The following is an 18,538-nucleotide window of genomic DNA, read 5'->3' as shown; positions in this document are numbered from 1 at the left end:
CCCCTCTAATACTATTTCGGCAATTTAACGGACATAATAAGAAAAAAACAGCCAATCAGTTCTTCCTCTTTGAAGCAAAACGGACAACAAATTTTTCGTCCTTTGCGTCAAGCTCACACTTTCCACCCTTCTTCAATCTTCCGAAAAGAATCTCGTCCACAAGAAGAGTCTTGACTTCATTTCCTATAACTCTGTCAATCTCTCTTGCGCCGTACTCCCTGCTTATTCCCTTTTTCTTCAGGAGCTGAACAGCCTCTGCTGTATAGCTCAGTTCAACCTTCTTCGCCTTAAGCATTGAACTAAGTTCAGATAGCTTCTTTCCGGCTATAAGCTCTGCCATGGTCTCATCCATGCTGTTGAACACCACTATCTGGCTCAGTCTGTTACGGAATTCCGGCTGAAATGTCTTTTTGACTTCTTCCATGAGAGTATCTTTGGTACCGTCCTTGGCAAGGAAGCCAATGCCTGCCTTGCCGAGTCTTGTGGCTCCGGCGTTGGAGGTCATGATTATGATGACATTCCTAAAATCTGCCTTTCTTCCCTGGTTATCGGTCAATGTGGCATAATCCATGACCTGAAGCAGAATATTGAACACATCGGGATGAGCCTTTTCGATCTCATCCAGCAGCAATACACAATTCGGATTTTTACGGATCTCCTCTGTCAAAAGTCCGCCCTCTTCGTATCCCACATAACCTGCGGGAGCACCCACCAGCTTTGCCACAGAATGTTTTTCTTCGTATTCACTCATATCGAACCGAACAAGAGAAATGCCCAGTTCCTTTGCAAGCGTCTTTGCTATTTCAGTCTTTCCGACACCGGTAGGACCTACGAAAAGAAGACTGGCCAGGGGCTTGGTCTCTTCAATCATGCCGGCTTTTGAAAATTTGACGGCATTAACCACCTGTTTAATAGCCTCATTCTGACCGTAAACCTGCGACAGAATCCTGTCTTCCAAAGTTGCGAGACTTGAAAGCTCATCGGTTTCGGCAGCCTTTATGGGGACTCTGCAGATCTTTGTGAGAACTTCATTTATAAGTTCCTTACCAACGGATTGTCTTTTCTGTTCCAAAGGATGAATCTTTCTGTAGGCACCCGCTTCATCAATAAGGTCTATGGCCTTATCCGGTAGGAATCTTTCATTGATATACCGGGCGCTCATTCTCACCGCATATTCAAGTACGCCCTTTCCGTATACTACTCCATGAAACTTTTCGTATTTTGTTCTCAGTCCTTCAAGTATCTTTATGGACTCCTCTATGCCCGGTTCTCTGATCTCCACATTCTGAAACCTTCTCACCAGGCTCTTGCTTTTCTCAAAATGCTTTTTATATTCTTCAAATGTGGTAGCTCCGATGAAGCGTATCTTTCCTGCCGCAAGGTACGGCTTCAGGATATTGGCAGCATCAAAGCTGCCCTCACCGGTGGCACCGGCTCCTAAAAGATTATGTATCTCATCGATATAAATGATAGGATTATCTTCTTTTTCTATACGGGAAAGTATCTTTTTAAGACGTTTTTCGAAATCTCCGCGATACTTGGTTCCCGCAAGCAGGCTTCCGAGATCCAATGAATATATTCTCGCACCCTTTAATGGGGCCGGAACATTATCCTGATTTATACGTTCGGCAAGTCCATAGGTGATGGCAGTCTTGCCGACTCCCGGTTCTCCCACATGAAGGGGATTGTTCTTGTCTTTTCGGCAGAGGATCTGAATGGTTCTTTCCAGCTCCTCTTCTCTTCCTATGAGAGGATTCACATTCTGAAGCATGTCATTTATGCAAGGTGCAAAATCAGACAAAGGTTCTTCCTCTTTCTTATCTCCCGAACTTGCATTCTCTCCGGAAATCAAAGGCGCATCCTCATCTTCATAGACAGAAAGAAGCTCCTCCAGCAGAGACACTTCGTCAACTCCCTGTTTGTTCATGTAATATGCGGCATAGCTCTCTTTAAGATTAAAAATGGCATGCAGAAAATGACTGAGTTCCACTACTGACCTGCCACTGTTTACTGCCTGATTATGGGCTATTGTAAATGCCATCTCCATACCGGCTGACATTTCAGGTCCGCCTTTTTCTTTTTTATCCACGAAGCCTTCAAGATAGTTCACCAGATCCTGTTCCAGTTCCTTTACATCTCCCCCGCAATTTCCGAAAGCAAGTCTGAAATCATCATGAGAACATATCTCCAGCAGTACCAGTTCTGGAGTGACATATTCATAATGCATCTTTATGGCTGTTGTATATGAGTTATTTATAATTGCCGCAAGCTCTTCCGTTACATTCATTGAACTATCCTTTCATAGGCAAATAAGCTGTACAGTTCTTTTATCCCTGCCTTATTACTTACCTGAATCATTTTATCCGGGGGTATGACAGTCCCAAAATATATAAATTAAATCACTCAGGCTTCCTCGACTGTCATCTTGAAGGGAAAACCGGCACTCTTTGCACGTATTTTGGCAGCATTGACCTTGGACACCGCTATATCATACGGATAACAGCCTACAACTGCTTTACCTCCCTTATGAACAGTCATCATAAGTGACTCTGCTTCAATCTCGTTCTTGTTAAATATCTCAACGAGAATCTCAACCACAAATTCCATCGTGGTGAAGTCATCGTTATGCATGATCACATTATATTTTCTTGGTTCACGAAGCTTGATATTTGTTCGTTCCTGTATCGCTGCCTGCGTAGCCATTTAACCACCTTTTCTGTCATTATAATATTTTCTGATTTTACCATGTCTCGCTTAGGATCCGAAGACATTCACCAAAGCTACATATTTTTTGTATCTCTCACATTATTATATAGCAAAAACCACGGGATATGAATTCACATATCCCGTGGTTTTTTATGGATAAATTCCGGATAACTAAAAGAGATTAAGCAAATTTAGACATATCAACTTTGTCAAGACCGCTGTTCTTGTTTGCATCCTAATTTTTCTCCCAATCTTCATCTATTCCTTCTTCCAGAAGTTTGCAATATTCCTCATAGCTTATGTAACAGCCGCCCATACTCTCCAGGTGATCTGTATGGAACTGGCAGTCTATCATATTGAAACCCTGATCCTCCAGGAACCTGGCAAGAAAAATAAGCGCGAGTTTGGAGCCATTTTCTTTCTCGCTGAACATACTCTCCCCAAAGAAGCATTTGCCTATAGAAACGCCATACAGTCCTCCGGCAAGTTCGCCATTGATAAATGACTCAACGCTCGTGGCATATCCGGCCCTGTGAAGTCTTCCGTAAGCCGCCTCCATTTCATCGGAGATCCATGTACCCTCTTTGAACTCTCTCTGAAGTCTGCATCTGTGCATGGTATCCCGGAAATCCCTGTTCAGCTTGATGCTTATATCATGATGCCTTATGAATTTTTTCATGGAATGTGAAATGTGTATTTCCGAAGGTCTGATGATATATCTCTTATGGGGACACCACCAGAGAATTTCATCCCCGGGATCGAACCAGGGAAAAATCCCATGAGTATATGCAAGCAGAAGTCGCCCCAAGGAAAGATCCCCTCCTACAGCAAGAAGCCCGTCATCCTCGGCTTCCGATGGCATGGGGAACCATATTTCATTTTTGTCCAAACGATATATAGCCATATCCAACCTCTATTTATTACTAAGTACCAACTAGAATCGTAACAGCTCGGATAGCATCTTTCCTGCCAAATAACTGATTCATATTTTTCTCAAAAACATCTGGCATTAACTCAGCACGATATATCAAGCCTTATATCCTTAATGCTTAGCTTTTGCAGCTTCATCTCAGCTCCCGAGAACACGCTTACAGCAAAGTTTTCCTTTTCTTCTGAATATACATTCAGATCTTCATATTGCTGCCATTCAGGGCTATTATTCACACTAAGGAAATCCTTCTCCCTTATATCATATATAAGTCCGTCCCCACGATATTTTCCATAGGCCTCCTTCAGTGTCCAGATCCGCGCGAGAGTTCTTATAACTCCAGCCTCATTCTCTTCTCCGGATCCGTCAAAGAGCTTCATCTCTTTTTCAGTCAGAAACCGCTTTTTCACCTGTATTAATGTCTCCGTGTAATTCTGTAAATCTATGCCGACAGTTTTCTTGTCCACTACACAGGCAACAGCATTTTCACAATGGGAGAAGTTAAAGCAGATATCGCTGCCGTCGATGTATGGTTTTCCGGAAGAGTCATATATAAGCTTAGGCTTTTCCTCAATGCCGTATTCCTTTTTCAGGGCATATCTCAGAAGAATATAAGCGAAGGTACCCAGAGCCTTGTCCTTATAAAATCTGTATCTGTCCACCTTTTTCCTCCGGTCTTCATCAAGAAAATCTGACCAGTCAGAAAGTGGTTCATTTAAATTTTTGAAATCCGCCGAAAGCAAATATATCATTCTGCCTCCCTTATTGGTTTTACATCCCATGTAATCCGGAATCAAAGTCTTTATCCATTTTCACTATCACTCATGATTCAATGCTCCATACCAGTATAATTATAACTAAAAATCCACAAAAAAAGACCATCAGATTTCATTGGGAAATCGATGGTCTTTGAACAGTATTAATCTAAATTCCTCCAATTTGTGCAGAGGCGCAAATACCCGTAAAAGCAATTTCACATCAGTTACTCATACAGCTTGCCGGAGTTTTCATCTTCTTCCCTGCCCTTGAAGGTAAGCTCAGGGTTCTTGATGCTGACCTTTGTATATGGAGGAACCGATTCAGTGATGAAAGAGCTGCCTCCGATGGTGGAATGCTCGCCGATGACTGTATCTCCGCCAAGGATGGAGGCATTGGAATAGATCGTAACATTGTCCCCGATGGTCGGATGTCTCTTGACGCCGGAAAGCAGTTGGCCCTTTCTGGTGGAAAGCGCGCCCAGGGTTACGCCCTGATAAATCTTTACATTATTGCCGATTTCCGTAGTCTCACCTACAACAACTCCGGTTCCATGGTCGATAAAGAAATACTCACCGATCTTTGCACCGGGGTTAATGTCTATACCGGTGTGAGAGTGTGCATACTCTGTCATCATTCTCGGAATAAAGGGCACACCCAGAAGATAAAGCTCATGGGCTATCCTGTATACAAAGATCGCGTTAAATCCCGGGTATGAAAAAATGACCGCTTCTTTGCTGCCGCTGGCGGGATCACCGTCATAAGCTGCATCTACATCGGTGAGAAGTATTCTCAAAATCTCCGGAAAACGCTCCGCAAATTTATAACTTATCTCCTCGGCTTTGGCATTGATCTCTTCAGAAAAGCCCTGATCCTCTTTTCCGTACCTAAGGGCGATAACTATCTGCTTTTTAAGCTCCTCGATAACAGAGCTGATCATTTCTCCCGCAAAATAATGGGAAGTGGTTTTTTCAAATGCAACCTGCCCGAAATATCCGGGGAACATAAGTCTTCTTATGGCTTTGATTATAACTATGATCCTGTCCCGATCCGGAAGTCTCCGCTTGCCTAAAGCATTCAAAAGATCAACATCTTCGTAATTTTTATTGATAATATCTACAAGGTCGCTAAGCTTCCTGTTCTTCTCTTCGTCAGTCATCATGTAACCGGTTCTCCTCGAAAGTTTCTTTATTTTGTCACTTTAAAGTATTAGCATAATTTGCTGTATAAGTCCAGTGTCAGACAAAATGGCCCAAGATGTCCGAAATTGCGCCGCATCCGTATACGGAAAGACAGGCACCTGTCCCATCATGCATCCAAAGAATGTAGTTGCTTTTTCCATACCCGGGAACGTTGAATATGGTCCCCCATTGTCACGCCACCTTAAGTGTTCAAGGTACCGGTTTCAATTAACCCCATGGAATCTCTCCACTGAGTGCGCGGAAGACTAAATCTACGGTCCGGATCGCGTTCAGCGCCAAGGCCGTGTTCCGCCAAAACATCCATAAGTGCGTTTACATAAACCGAAATGTCGAAAAGCGCCAGGCAATTGATCTGGAAACTGCTGTTATGCTCGATGATATTCAGGTGCAGTTTGCCTCCCCGCGGTGGCTCGCACAGGAAATGTATACCTGTAATCTGATCAGTATAATCCGTAGTGTGCAGGGAACCGATATAATCCGTATAGAAGGTGTCATGGCATATCATGGACATGGATTTATTTGATTGCTCCACGGCTTCCCAATAGTCTCCGGGAGTTGTCATGCGCTCGATATACTTCGGACCGATGACATTGTTGTAAACAGTCCTCAATATATTTGGATCAAGCTGCATTTTCAACACACCCCTGAGCGCAGCCGCCTTTTGTTCAAAGGGCATCGCATCCATAGGTGTGCCGGTTATGGGCAGCACAACACGACTTGAACAGTTCTTGAAGGTTTTCGGACAATCCAGAATCTTTCTGGCTGACAGTGGAATGTTGGCTACGATTGGAGCATCACATTCCGGATGCACTTTTTGAATAGCTTCACAAACCAGCATCGATATCACCACCGACGGCGAGGAATTAAGTCCCTTTACATATGACATCAGTTCCCCGGAGGGGATCCTGATACCATAATCCCGCACTTCATCCCCAGGTCCTTCCGGCGTTTCCGGAAGACTGTAAGGTTTTTTCTGCAAACCACCTTCAGGCATCTTAAAACCGGGATCTGTCGGATATTTTACAGTGAATGGATCAAAGGTTTCCTCATCTGTCCTCGGATCCAGGTGAGTCCGAATGCCATTTGGTTCATATTCCTTCCCGTCTTTCAGACAGTAATAATAATAGAGCACAGTCTCCAAAAAGGTATAAATTCCCTGACCGTCGCAGAAACCGTGGAACATGGTAAACCAGGTCGTGTGATCGTCAAAGGTCACATCAAGCATGTGGTAATTGGTTTCCTCCCCGCCAACATGTCGGATACCATGAAAATGTGCGGCCTCCATAGGAAGCGAATCCTCTGCGTAATAAAAGGCGCGGCCTTCATTCACGAAGGTGTCTGACAGATAAGGCATACGTTCCAAGGTGCGGTCCAGAGCCTTCTGCAGAAGGTCGCCGTTTACAGGATCTCTGTGGTTGATTTCTACGGTATAAGCCTTAAGCTGTTTGGACACGTAGAGATAAGGGGAGGATGACAGGGCTAATTCCTTTTTTTGAAATGTCGGACGGTTTATACTCATAGTTTACTCATCTCCTTTACTATTTATCAGAAACTGCTGGATATTGATATCTTTCTCATACAAAAATTCCATGCAGTATTCGGGTTTTCCTTTTACATAATCGGTGTGAAAATTATTGACGTCCTTTAGGATGATTTTTGCACTCATGGAAGTATCGCGCCTCTTGTCGATGAAATATTCAGCACCGTCATCACTAAACGTAATACGAAGCCATTCCGGCATAAGCGTAATCTTTACCCGGATATTCCCCGCATTGGAATATGCATCCATGATGCGCTCGGTCAGCATTTCTTCCACAGCAAGGCGTATAGACATGATTCGCCGTTTGCCGAAGCCCAGGTCCTCCGCCAGTTCGCTGACAAGGCTGGTAACCGGCACGATGGCGTAACGGCTGTTTTTAACCGTCAGTTCAAATACGGTAATGCCTCCCGCCAGCTCTTCATTAACCATCATTCGCTTGAGCCGGTTCAACAGATCCGTATGAAGGGCACGTTGATCAAGTTTCCCGTTTACATTAAGAGGAAAACTGTCATACAGGAAGATATGGGATGGGATTTTGAAGCGGGCGATCATACCGCGCAGACGTTCTTTGATGCCTGCTTCATCGAAGCTTGAGCCTCCGTCAGTCATTGTGATGCAGGCTTCCACACTTTCTCCATAGATGGGATGAGGCACTCCCATGACCTTAGCCTCCCGGATATTGTCAAGCTGGTTCAGTGCATTCTCGATTTCGGAAGGAGAAATGTTTTCACCACCACGAATTATGACATCCTTGATACGGCCGGCAAGATACAGATACCCTTCTTCATCAAACAAACCGAGATCGCCGGTATGAAGCCATCCTTCATCATCCACGGGCTGTTTATCCTTTGGGAGATTGTAGTAACCGTTCATGAGATTCCGGCCACGTGCGACCACCTCTCCGATCTCGCCCTGGGGCAGGAATCCTCCCTTCCCATCCGAGATGCGAATGTCCAGATCGTCAACAGCCTGACCCACAGTCTGGGCGCGCTTTTCTACCATATCGGTTGGTCTCACCATAGTCAGCGGAGCGGCCTCGCTCTGACCGTACATGTTGAGGAAGGTTGCATTGGCATACTCCAACTCCAGCCGCATCATCTGTACAGGGGTAGACATACCTCCCGCGATCATACAGAGATGCAGATAAGGTACAACCTTCTCCTCGAAATCCTCCGCTTCACTGAGACCTATATATACCGCGCCAACGGCTGCTATGTCAGAAATACGGCAGGCGTCGATCATGCGGCTCAATGTGTCCGGCTTGTAATTTGAAGGCAGACAAACCGTGCTCCCGCGGCAAAGATAGGCAAAGCTCATGAGGAGACCAAGGATATGAAACAATGGTACTGCTATGCACACGCTGCGACCGGCATATTCACTTATATTTCTGTTAAAAACCTCTGCGTCAAAACTCAAAGCCTGCTGAGAAATCTGAACAGCCTTTGGCTGAGAAGTGGTTCCGGATGTAAAAATGATAAACGCGGTTTCTCCCGCTTCTTCCTCGCTCCGGACATCCGGTTCTTCCGTCACATCCCGGAATGTTCGTGCCAGATTCTGTACCGAGGATCGTATGTCCAGACAGCATTCCGTCGGAATGGAAGTCTCGGAAGCGAACTTCTGCAGGGCGGACGGATCCTTTTTTATTTCTGCATTGTCTCCGCAGAGTATAAATCGGGTTTCTGTCATATTCAGAAGTTCCGCTGCCTCCTGACTGCTCATACTGTAATTCACCAGTACGGCAGTACCTCCCGCACGGACAATAGCCAGGAAGGCAATCAGCCAATTTGATGTGTTGTAACCCCACAGTGCGACGCGGCTGCCCTTACGGACGCCCATTTCCCTCAGCTTTCTGCAAAGGCCACGGATTCCTCTTTCCATTTCTGCATAGGTGCAGCTTCCGTCAGCATCCGTGATTGCGATACGTTCCGGATATTCACTACATATTCGTGCAGACAGTAAATTACTGTTCATATTACTATACCCTTCATTGACATCATTCAACTCTTTCGATGCTTACGCTCTTCATACCGGCTTCCAGCATAAGGTCTCTCATGGCTTTAACGTATTTATCTCCCGGGAAGCCCTGGTACCAGTCTATATAGAAGTGTTTTCCCACCTCAGTTGTCTGAAGCATAATGCCTTTCTCCTGCATTACATGGAACGCAGTCATGCGTATCCTGTTTCCGTAATCACCGGTGCGGAGTGTTCCCAGATAGCTCACGCTGAAGGCACTGTTGGTTTTCGCTCTTGTCTCAAGGATTATATTGTCAAGAGCACCTGCAGCATAAGCCTTCGCATAACCCTCGCAGATTCCGCGATATACGCCACACATCAATCGGATATTCTGTTCCGAAGTGAATCCCTTCATAGTTTCTCTGAACTTCGTGTTCAACGCTTCATCGTCATTTCCAGTGAGTTCCTCCGGTGTGAAATTATAATTATTGTGAACTACCTGATGGAGCAGAGAGTTGGTGTTGCCCATAACCTTTCGTACACTCACTGGAGAGATCACGCTGATGGGAAGTTTATTGTCCGGATTCTCACGTTCCAGAGCATTTGCAAAAGTCACTGCAAGAACTGACATAGGACTGCCCTTTACAGATTTTGCATAGCTCATCATCTCATCACTGTTCACGCTGATGCAATATCCACGGCAATCCTCCTTTTTAGCGAATAAATCATCTAAGATTGATTCTTTCAGGGTAAACACCTTACCACCTGCCAATTTACCCATCATAGTCTTCGGATCTATCGGATCTGACATGAGGTAAGCATCAACCTCCTGACCAGGTGCCACTCCGTCTTTTTCGGTCAGAACGCCTTCGGGAACCGGATACTCACATCCGTCCAAAGCGCAGTAGTAATGATAGAAAAATGTCTCAAGCACCAACTGGAAGCCGGTTCCGTCTACCGGCACGTGATCAACGTAAACGAAGAGAGCATTAGCCATATAGCAGAAGGTTACTGAATGGAAATTTCCGCTTCTTTCATAGGGCTCTACTATTTCCGCAGTCTCTTTGATGACAAAAGGAAGGTTGTTTTCAAGTAAAACAAGTTTTCCTCCGCGGTTTGCCACCGCATAGGACATGTAGGGGTAAACCTTAAGAGTTTTATCCCAGGCCGTTTTAACGGCATCAGGATTCACGGGTTCCTTAAGGTCAAATCGATAAGTCATGAAAAATGCTTTGTTTGTAGGATAGGCTCCTCTCGCAAAAATTCCTGCAGTAACCGGTCTTATTTCTTTCCATTTCTCGACTGCCGGATCACCTTCCATCGCAACCATCAGTTTTCTTTCGCGTTTAAACTTACCGGCATTAAGGGATCTTACGGTATCCCAGCCGTTACACTGACCTGAGCACAGGAATGCATCGCACCTTGCCAGGATATAAAGTGCATAGAAGTAGTTTACAGTTGTGTCTTCCAGGGCATCCACATAAGCCTTACCGGTATTTAACTTCTGTTCGAACTCATATATAAGCGAAGCATTTTTCTTTTGCATCTCTGAAACAGTATGTCGTTCCTGAGATATGGCCATCACCTTACCCGGAAATGCCGCACGGATTTTTTCTAAATTATCATTATCCTCTGTTGCAAGGAATATCTTCTCATAACCGTCTTCCTCGATCCATTCACGGATGACTGATATCATCTGATCAGGTGTGGCATGGCGGCGATCTGCACCAAGGTTCATGGTCACATAATCTGTTCCTCTTGCGAGTACTCCAAGAACCTTTCTGTCTCCAAGGATGGCATCTGCATATTCACGCATTTCTGCCGCAAATGCTTCCTTCAGGATGCTCTCATCGAAATTGCTTGGATACTGGTTTACATACCAGGATGTGGTGAAAACAGACATCATTTTCCCCAACATAAGTGTATTGTCCGGAGTTGAATCTTCAGGCTTAGGATCCATCTGGAAATATTTACTCAGGAGTTCATCCGGATATCTGGTACAACCGGGGCTCAAAAAAGCTTTAAGTCCCCGAGGTTCTCCCGCACGCGAACACATAGATACATACGACAACAGACCGCCTATTCCCGTAATATCAGACAACATAACATCAATATATTTAAACGGGCCTTTTCTGCCGCCGGTGAAAGCCTGCCAGAAAAACAGATTCTGGAATGCTGCAACAGAGCTGAGATATGTCCAGTCACGTTTAGTGTAACCCATCTCGAAAGGACCGGCGATGATTCTGAGTGTATCCTTATCACGTTCTGTCGGGAGACTTTCAACTATATGTACTCTGTCCGGATCGGATATAAACCAATTGATCTTCTCATCGGTAACATATACATGTAAATCTGTATGTTTAAGTGCAATGCTGACAACATTAACACTGTACTCATCCACAACATCAAGTTCTATCTTTTTGAACTGATCAAGAAATCTCAGACAGATATTGTCGAGATCTGTTTCATCATAATTCAGGAAAGGGGCATATGTTGCACCCCCTTTTGTCATTTTCAGGATGAGTCCCCTTAGCTGATCAGGAAACATCATCATATTATCGATATATTCAAGGTCGTAGTCAGGTACGCTTCCGGACGGGTCTGTTACATGGAAACGTGTCTCTCCTTTTTTAACATTTGACAGTGCATCGTGAAAAACCTTTGTACTGTGATTAAGAGTTGTCAGTTCTTCGGTGTCTCTTTCAAGTATGTTCAGCATGTTCTCTGTCTCCTTTACGTTCGATCGAAAAATATTATTCATTTTCAAACAATATAAATGTACTTCGACACAATGATCATGCTTGATAAGCAACTCCGGTTTGTAAGGACCATATTTTTCAGAGGGGTACTTCGCCCCTTATTATTCTTATAAATCATAAGCTATAAGAGGAAATTTAATTAAAATGCTTTAATTTTTCATCAGAAACAAATAATATGAGAAGTGAGGGATTTTTTCTGAAGAAACGTCCCGGTTTTATTAAGGAAGTTTAGGAGGATTTATGGAAAAAAAGAAAGATGAAAAAGCAACACGCAAACTTTTGGCAGCTGTAATGGCATTTGTGATTTGCCTTGCACTCTGCCTTACAGGCTGCGGTGGAGATTCTGTTGACGAAAATAAGCAATCGGACCCGATGGAAGGAAATTACATTCCTGTAATCGGTGAAATGATGGGCGTAGCCATGACAGGAGACGACCTTTCCGGCTTCGGAATCGAACTAAAAGGCAACGGTAAAGGCGTCATGACAGTAAACGGGGAATCCGAAAAAGTCAAATGGAAAAAGGATGACACAACCATTACCATCACCGTAGAGGGAACAGACATCACCGGTGAACTGGGGGAGGATTGTTTTGTTGTCAAGGATATGCTGGGCATGGGAATGGATTTTACCTTCGCAAAAGAAGGCACTCCTGCTGCTGACCCCGCACTGTATCTTCCGGAATCAGAGAAGTTTATGATTCAGGACTGGAAGTCTGTTTCAGTAACGGACATTCTGGGAGATCCAACTGACGAAATCGCAGCTGATGTGCTTCAGATGAGTTTTCGTGCCGATCATACCATGGACGCTGTAATCGAGGGCAAAGAATTCAAAAATCTGCATTGGTCCAATCTCAATGATTACGGTTCGGTGGATTCCGAAGATGTCAAGCTTAGTTGGGACGTAGAGGATGACGGTCTTAAGGCGACTTATATAAAGGACGGTGAGTATTATATTTTCTTCTGCCCTAAGGATACGGCAGCTGGTAAGACCGACTCAGAAAAGCAGACTGAAACAAAGTCCGATACTGAATCTAAATCTTCTGAGGAATCAAAAGAAGAGAAAGAGGAAGAGACAACGAAAACTGGATCAGGCGCAGCAGCCACAACCGTACGCTCTGACGCGCAGGCTGAATTAGGAGAACACGGAAAGGCCAAGTCATCTCCCTATGCTGACTACTGGGATAAGGATTGGTACGGATGGTATAAGTTAGAATCCTGCCACGGTGATTACGAGGAACTGGAAGACAGCATATATGATGTCTGCGGATCAATCTTTGTAGAAAGTGAAAACACCGGCCGAATCGTTCTTTGGGATGATGAAGGCTCCGCAGAAAAGCTTATTTGTGAAGTAGAGGTCAGCTTCGGTCCCGGCACCACAGATGCAGGCTGCATGAAGAGTGAGAAAGGTTCATTCCTGACAGATGAGGAAAATGTTCAGCATGCGGACTGGATGGTAGACCCCGGTGCCTCCGACGTAAGTGACTATGACCATATGATTGAAGTTAATTGCAAATACGAGGATGATCATGGCAGCTTCAGATACTATATCTATCTCCGTCCATGGGGCATGGATTGGGAGGATGTTCGTACCAAAGATGTAGATTTCCTTCCGGTATCCTATGATTACTGGTACACGGATGTAATGAATGGATTGATGCCGGACAGCATAGGCCGTGAAGAAGGTGGTTTTGGCAGGGAAGAATCCGAACGTTTTGAGAAATACACTGTTCAGAATAAGCCCGAGCACTACGCAGCCGGAACACTGACAAGCAAGGAATGCTACCTGCTTCCGAATGAAAGCGTCAATAACGGAGCCACCGGCTACATCCTTGATGAGGATACGGTTATCGAAAAACCTGAGGAGCTTGATGGTTGGGAGTCCGGGGATAATCCACTCAGCTGGATGGCCCGTCTCTGCGACGAAAGCAGCGGTTATACACCGGCCGGAGTTTACGACATTACAGTAAGCGGAGACCACATAGATATAATTCATGGTCTTTACTGGTGGGATTAAGAAGAAGAACAAAATGGACGGTTCTCAATGAGAACCGTCCATTTTAATTATCAGAATCGTTTATCAAGCTCCGTAGCAAAGCTCCGTTGCAACTCCATTTGCAACTGTTATATACAGAACCGGTCCGGTGCTATTTATAAAATCTGATTTACTCATAGCGTAGAACCCTTCATCAGTACCTTCCCCATATCTAGTTTGACCGGTAAGCTTAAACTGATATGTACCGTAACTCATCTGAGTTGTGTTCTCCCAGTTATCACCAGGATAATAATCTAAGGTACCTGTAACTGTCAGAACATCACTACCGACCGAAACTGAGTAAAGATGTGCTATACCATAGCCACTGTCATATAAACAGCCATAGTAAGTACCGGATGTGGTTACATATGAGGAGCTGCTACCTGAACCATAGTAATTACTAGCGTAACGTGACGGCTGTCCGTCCCATTTTCCATCATAACCTACCCAATAACCGTCCGGTGTCCATGAGTTCACAAGCATAACACCGTCACTTCCGAGATAATAATTGCCAACCCATTGGTTTGTCGCATAATACCCATAATCATTTACATAGTACCAGTCGCCGTAGTAGTCTTGCTCCCAATATCCGGCAAATGATGTGATAGAAAAAAGTGACATGATCAAAGCCAGAACAACCGCAAATCTAAGTGCTTTAAAATTTTTACTTCGCATGTTTACCTCCTGAATAATTAATATGTAAAAATCACGCATCGTTTCTAACATTATATGTCGGCGATGTTCCGGCATTATATAAATGCTAAACAGGTGGAGTGTTCTCACCAGAGAACACTCCACCTGTTAAATTTCCATAAATATTGAATATCTTATTTTTACTGAAGCACAAATCCACCGTTAGGTGAGATAACCTGACCTGTGAGATAAGGAGCCTTAAGGATATACTCAAGAGCACCTGCGATATCGGAAACGTCACCGATATATCCCTCAGGAATTGTTCCGGCAAGAGCATTGAGCTCGTCCTGGTTAACGCCGCGAAGCATATCTGTCATGATCATGCCCGGAGCGATGGCATTGGCACGTACGCCTCTTCCTGCAAACTCAAGTGCAAGGGCTCTGGTGAGACCGATAACGCCGGACTTGGCTGCGCAGTAATCTGCCTGGTTGATAACACCTGTAAGTCCGCCAACTGATGAGATATTGACGATCATTGCCTGATGCTCCTTGTCGGAGTGGTTGATCATGTGAGGAAGAACCAGATGAGTCATATGTAAAAGGCTCATAAGATTGGTTGCGATAACCTTCTCATACTGCTCATGGGTAATGTCTATCCAGTTACAGTTGTTGGTGATACCTGCGTTGTTTACGAGAACGTCGATGTTCTCACCGAACTTGTCAACCGCAGCCTTAACGAGAGCCTCACAGTCCTCGTACTTGCTGACATCTGCTCTTACAACCAGAGAATCTACGCCGTAATCCTTCTTAAGCTGCTCTGCGATTTCCTCTGACTTTGCCTTTGAAGACTCACTTACGTAGTTAATGACTACATCATAGCCAAGCTCTCCAAGCTTAAGAGCCATTGCCTTTCCTATACCACGTGAACCTCCGGTGATTATTGCTGTTTTTGCCATATTGGGCCTCCTTGAGATCGTTTATTTATTAACATTGTACAATTATACATCTTTTTCACCAATTTTTCTTATATTTTTTTGTATATCGTATCCAGGATAAAATGAATCGCGAGTGCTCCGATGCACATCGAAATAAGATAAATTATGATCCCCAGCGGTCTGCCCGTTATGGCATCTATATCCCTGAATACAATCTGAGAACTGTTATGATATGGGGAAATGTAGAACATATCGCAATCACCCAGCTCATGGAAGATGACATTTATTATCTCTGCCATGCTCGAAAGAATCAGAAAAAGTGGAAGTGTACTTACAAATCCGGAGATTCCCGGAAGTGCTAAACCATTAAACGTGATATACAGAGACAGCACCAGCATAAGCACATGCCATATAAATCCATGGGCTGTCAATGCCGCGTACCCCGGGTGTATGAGTCCGTCATGCACGATGAGTGCCATGATACCACCAAGAAATCCATAATCGCGTATGAAAGTAAGTATTACTGCTCTGATTCTTTCCGTGCTTTTAAGTCCTGCCAAAGCCGCATACATAAGGCAAAGGTACATAGGCATAGAACAAAGCTGGAACGGAAAATACCATATCTCGTACCTTCCTCCAAACTCCACCTTCCATATCATAAGCTGCTTCCAGATTTCCATCAGCAGCAAAACAATCCCAAAAGTGATTATAACACTGTCTGTATCCTTTTTACTTTTTGAAACCATTTTCGTCCTCGGATACGATGTACTTTATCACACAAACTCCACCACACCTGTATCGATATGATAAACTGCGCCAACCACCTTCAGGCTGTGCTCATGTTCTTCTTTTATTATCTCCAGACTTTCTTCTACAGTCTCAATGCTATGCTTAACATTCAGTATGCAGGCCTTTTCCGGATCTGTTTCATCGCCTATAGCATAACGTATTTCATGAAGTATATATCTGATATACTTGTTATCATCATCGGGATGGAAGGCAGCACCGATGGCTCCGCAATTTGTATGCCCCATGATCACGATAAGCCTGGCGCCCAGATGGCTTGCGGCATATTCAATACTTCCCAGCTGATGATCGTCGATAACATTGCCCGCAACACGGATGACAAACAGTTCTCCTATTCCTGCAGAAAAAATGGTTTCCGGAATCACTCTCGCATCTGAACAGGTCACCACAACAGCAAAGGGTTCCTGCCCATGACCTGAAGTTTTTAACCTGACTGAGTAGGAAACATCACCGTTGCTAAGTCCGGTCTCAACGTATTTTTTATTGCCATTTTTAAGTCGTTCCAATGCCTCGTTGGCAGACATTTTGATCTTATCAGTCATCTTCTACCTCTTTCATTCCAACTAAAATAAACTCCTCTTCATTATCTCATGAATCGACCATATATTCACTAAAATTAAGCTCTGTTGAGCTATAAAATCAAACCCACGCATTTTTCATTTACCGAAAACTCATAAACAACTAGTTGAAAAACTCTCTTTGGCGATTTATAATTATTTTAGGGCTTATAAATCGCCAAAAGCATGTTTAATAGTTTACTTTTGGCGATTTATGCCACAAAAGAGGTGCGATATGAAGATCATCGGAAGAAAACATGAAAAAGACAGCCTTTTCCAATGCATTAAATCAAAAAGACCGGAATTTGTCGTAGTTTACGGAAGGCGAAGAATAGGAAAAACCTATCTTGTAAGAGAATATTTTAACCGTCAGTTTTCGTTTTATGCTACAGGTCTGACTGATTCAAAAACCAAGAGCCAGCTACGAGCTTTTAACGAAAGTCTATGCTCATATGGATACAATGATAAAACGCCTCCAAAAGATTGGTTCGAAGCCTTTGGCCGTCTCCGTCAACTTCTTGAAAGCGAAAAGATTTATAGGGAACCTCTCAATAATAAAAGAGTTATATTTCTTGATGAACTTCCATGGATGGATACTGCAAGGTCTGATTTCAAAAGTGCTTTAGATTACTTCTGGAACAGTTGGGCATCTTCACAGGCGGATCTAGTGTTGATCGTTTGTGGTTCAGCCACTTCCTGGATAATCACTAATCTTTTGACAAACAAAAAAGGGTTTCATAACAGAATAACAAAACAAATACATCTAAATCCGTTTACTCTTTCAGAGTGCGAAAAAATGTATGAGCTAAATGATATAGTGATGACGAGAAGCCAGATGATTGAAAGCTACATGGTATTCGGCGGAGTTCCTTTGTACCTTAATCTGTTGGATTCCCGTTTAAGTCTGGCTCAAAATATAAACGAGTTATGTTTTAAAGAACACGGTGAACTGAATAACGAATACACCAATCTCTTCCTTTCATTGTTTGATAAACCAGAAAAACACATGGCCATACTTGAAGCATTGGCAAAGAAGAAATGTGGCATGACAAGAACAGAACTCTCAAAGGAATCCGACATCGGAGGAGGTTCGGTTTTAACCAAAGATCTCAAAGAGTTGGAAGAATGTGGATTTATCCGTAAATATTCTGATATCACAAAGGGAAGTACTGATTCCTTTTACCAGCTTATAGATCCCTTCACTCTCTTTGCTATAAAATTTCTTAAAGATAAGAAGTTCGACTCATGGAATACATATATCAATTCCCCGGGATACAATTCCTGGAGAGGGACATCCTTTGAAATAGTCTGCTTTAACCATATAGACACAATCAAAAAAGTATTGGGCATCAGTGGAATAGAAACCAGTGAATTTGCCTGGAGAAGTCAGGAATCAGAAAAAGGCGCTCAGATTGACCTCATCATTTCAAGGAAAGATGGTGTCACCAATCTTTGCGAGATGAAATTCACAAATTCAGAATATGCTCTAGATGAAGATGAATATAAAAAACTCCAAAACAGAGTTACCGACTTTCAAAAAGAGTCCGGTTCTACCGGGGCTATTCATGTAACTCTGATATGCGGAAATGGGTTTAAATATAATAAATATTCTGACATAGCTCAGAATATCATTACCGGCGAGGATTTGTTTGAAACCTAGAAAATATTTAACGTTGGCGACTTTGCAAATTTCCAAAGCCACCAACGTTAATCTTTTTTACCATTACACCT

The 18,538-nt window shown here is 43.7% G+C and carries 14 protein-coding genes; 2 read left to right on the top strand and 12 right to left on the bottom strand.

Annotation, left to right across the window (positions count from 1 at the left end):
- Positions 1-55: 55 nt before the first annotated feature.
- The 8 genes from BLV86_RS11985 to BLV86_RS11950 form a co-directional block, all read right to left on the bottom strand.
- Entirely contained in the window at positions 56-2,287 is a 2,232-nt protein-coding gene (locus tag BLV86_RS11985; protein WP_090817672.1) for an AAA family ATPase, read from the bottom strand.
- 116 nt (positions 2,288-2,403) lie between these two features.
- Positions 2,404-2,703: an ATP-dependent Clp protease adaptor ClpS gene (locus BLV86_RS11980; RefSeq protein ID WP_031555777.1), complete on the bottom strand. Its 300-nt coding sequence runs from the start codon at positions 2,701-2,703 to the stop codon at positions 2,404-2,406.
- Positions 2,704-2,941: 238 nt separating this feature from the next.
- On the bottom strand, positions 2,942-3,610 hold the full coding sequence (gene aat / locus BLV86_RS11975) for a leucyl/phenylalanyl-tRNA--protein transferase (RefSeq protein WP_090817670.1): 669 nt from the start codon (positions 3,608-3,610) through the stop codon (positions 2,942-2,944).
- A gap of 110 nt (positions 3,611-3,720) precedes the next feature.
- Positions 3,721-4,386, bottom strand: coding sequence for a 4'-phosphopantetheinyl transferase superfamily protein (locus BLV86_RS11970; protein ID WP_175456535.1), 666 nt, complete (start codon positions 4,384-4,386; stop codon positions 3,721-3,723).
- 230 nt (positions 4,387-4,616) lie between these two features.
- Entirely contained in the window at positions 4,617-5,552 is a 936-nt protein-coding gene (gene epsC / locus BLV86_RS11965) for a serine O-acetyltransferase EpsC (RefSeq protein WP_242840077.1), read from the bottom strand.
- A gap of 221 nt (positions 5,553-5,773) precedes the next feature.
- A complete protein-coding gene (locus BLV86_RS11960; protein WP_090817664.1) occupies positions 5,774-7,111 on the bottom strand; it encodes a hypothetical protein in 1,338 nt (445 codons plus the stop codon).
- Positions 7,112-7,114: 3 nt separating this feature from the next.
- Positions 7,115-9,103, bottom strand: coding sequence for an AMP-binding protein (locus BLV86_RS11955; protein ID WP_090817662.1), 1,989 nt, complete (start codon positions 9,101-9,103; stop codon positions 7,115-7,117).
- Positions 9,104-9,125: 22 nt separating this feature from the next.
- Entirely contained in the window at positions 9,126-11,804 is a 2,679-nt protein-coding gene (locus tag BLV86_RS11950; RefSeq protein WP_090817659.1) for an O-fucosyltransferase family protein, read from the bottom strand.
- A gap of 280 nt (positions 11,805-12,084) precedes the next feature.
- On the opposite strand from BLV86_RS11950, the gene BLV86_RS11945 reads away from it, so the two are divergent.
- The gene (locus tag BLV86_RS11945) at positions 12,085-13,857 is read left to right on the top strand and encodes a hypothetical protein (protein ID WP_090817656.1); all 1,773 of its coding nucleotides are present in this window, start codon (positions 12,085-12,087) and stop codon (positions 13,855-13,857) included.
- 63 nt (positions 13,858-13,920) lie between these two features.
- Here the strand turns inward: BLV86_RS11945 and BLV86_RS17880 are convergent, their stop codons facing one another.
- The 4 genes from BLV86_RS17880 to BLV86_RS11925 all read right to left on the bottom strand — a co-directional run bounded on the left by BLV86_RS17880 (position 13,921) and on the right by BLV86_RS11925 (position 16,792).
- Positions 13,921-14,550: a hypothetical protein gene (locus tag BLV86_RS17880; RefSeq protein WP_175456534.1), complete on the bottom strand. Its 630-nt coding sequence runs from the start codon at positions 14,548-14,550 to the stop codon at positions 13,921-13,923.
- A gap of 158 nt (positions 14,551-14,708) precedes the next feature.
- Entirely contained in the window at positions 14,709-15,464 is a 756-nt protein-coding gene (locus BLV86_RS11935) for an SDR family NAD(P)-dependent oxidoreductase (protein ID WP_031550437.1), read from the bottom strand.
- 68 nt (positions 15,465-15,532) lie between these two features.
- Positions 15,533-16,189, bottom strand: coding sequence for a TMEM164 family acyltransferase (locus BLV86_RS11930; protein WP_090817653.1), 657 nt, complete (start codon positions 16,187-16,189; stop codon positions 15,533-15,535).
- 27 nt (positions 16,190-16,216) lie between these two features.
- Positions 16,217-16,792: a carbonic anhydrase gene (locus tag BLV86_RS11925; protein ID WP_090817650.1), complete on the bottom strand. Its 576-nt coding sequence runs from the start codon at positions 16,790-16,792 to the stop codon at positions 16,217-16,219.
- A 250-nt stretch (positions 16,793-17,042) separates the two neighbouring features.
- On the opposite strand from BLV86_RS11925, the gene BLV86_RS11920 reads away from it, so the two are divergent.
- Positions 17,043-18,467: an AAA family ATPase gene (locus BLV86_RS11920; RefSeq protein ID WP_175456533.1), complete on the top strand. Its 1,425-nt coding sequence runs from the start codon at positions 17,043-17,045 to the stop codon at positions 18,465-18,467.
- Positions 18,468-18,538: the final 71 nt, after the last annotated feature.

This window comes from Oribacterium sp. KHPX15 (assembly GCF_900107835.1).
Classification (GTDB): Bacteria; Bacillota; Clostridia; order Lachnospirales; family Lachnospiraceae; genus Oribacterium.
Note: the sequence above shows the minus strand (reverse complement) of the source record. Positions and strands in the feature narration are given on the sequence as shown.

Coding starts and splice junctions, on each gene's coding strand:
- BLV86_RS11985 (WP_090817672.1), bottom strand. CDS start 2,287: ATGAATGTAACGGAAGAGCTTGCGGCAATTATAAATAACTCATATACA.
- BLV86_RS11980 (WP_031555777.1), bottom strand. CDS start 2,703: ATGGCTACGCAGGCAGCGATACAGGAACGAACAAATATCAAGCTTCGT.
- aat (WP_090817670.1), bottom strand. CDS start 3,610: ATGGCTATATATCGTTTGGACAAAAATGAAATATGGTTCCCCATGCCA.
- BLV86_RS11970 (WP_175456535.1), bottom strand. CDS start 4,386: ATGATATATTTGCTTTCGGCGGATTTCAAAAATTTAAATGAACCACTT.
- epsC (WP_242840077.1), bottom strand. CDS start 5,552: ATGATGACTGACGAAGAGAAGAACAGGAAGCTTAGCGACCTTGTAGAT.
- BLV86_RS11960 (WP_090817664.1), bottom strand. CDS start 7,111: ATGAGTATAAACCGTCCGACATTTCAAAAAAAGGAATTAGCCCTGTCA.
- BLV86_RS11955 (WP_090817662.1), bottom strand. CDS start 9,103: ATGAACAGTAATTTACTGTCTGCACGAATATGTAGTGAATATCCGGAA.
- BLV86_RS11950 (WP_090817659.1), bottom strand. CDS start 11,804: ATGCTGAACATACTTGAAAGAGACACCGAAGAACTGACAACTCTTAAT.
- BLV86_RS11945 (WP_090817656.1), top strand. CDS start 12,085: ATGGAAAAAAAGAAAGATGAAAAAGCAACACGCAAACTTTTGGCAGCT.
- BLV86_RS17880 (WP_175456534.1), bottom strand. CDS start 14,550: ATGCGAAGTAAAAATTTTAAAGCACTTAGATTTGCGGTTGTTCTGGCT.
- BLV86_RS11935 (WP_031550437.1), bottom strand. CDS start 15,464: ATGGCAAAAACAGCAATAATCACCGGAGGTTCACGTGGTATAGGAAAG.
- BLV86_RS11930 (WP_090817653.1), bottom strand. CDS start 16,189: ATGGTTTCAAAAAGTAAAAAGGATACAGACAGTGTTATAATCACTTTT.
- BLV86_RS11925 (WP_090817650.1), bottom strand. CDS start 16,792: ATGACTGATAAGATCAAAATGTCTGCCAACGAGGCATTGGAACGACTT.
- BLV86_RS11920 (WP_175456533.1), top strand. CDS start 17,043: ATGAAGATCATCGGAAGAAAACATGAAAAAGACAGCCTTTTCCAATGC.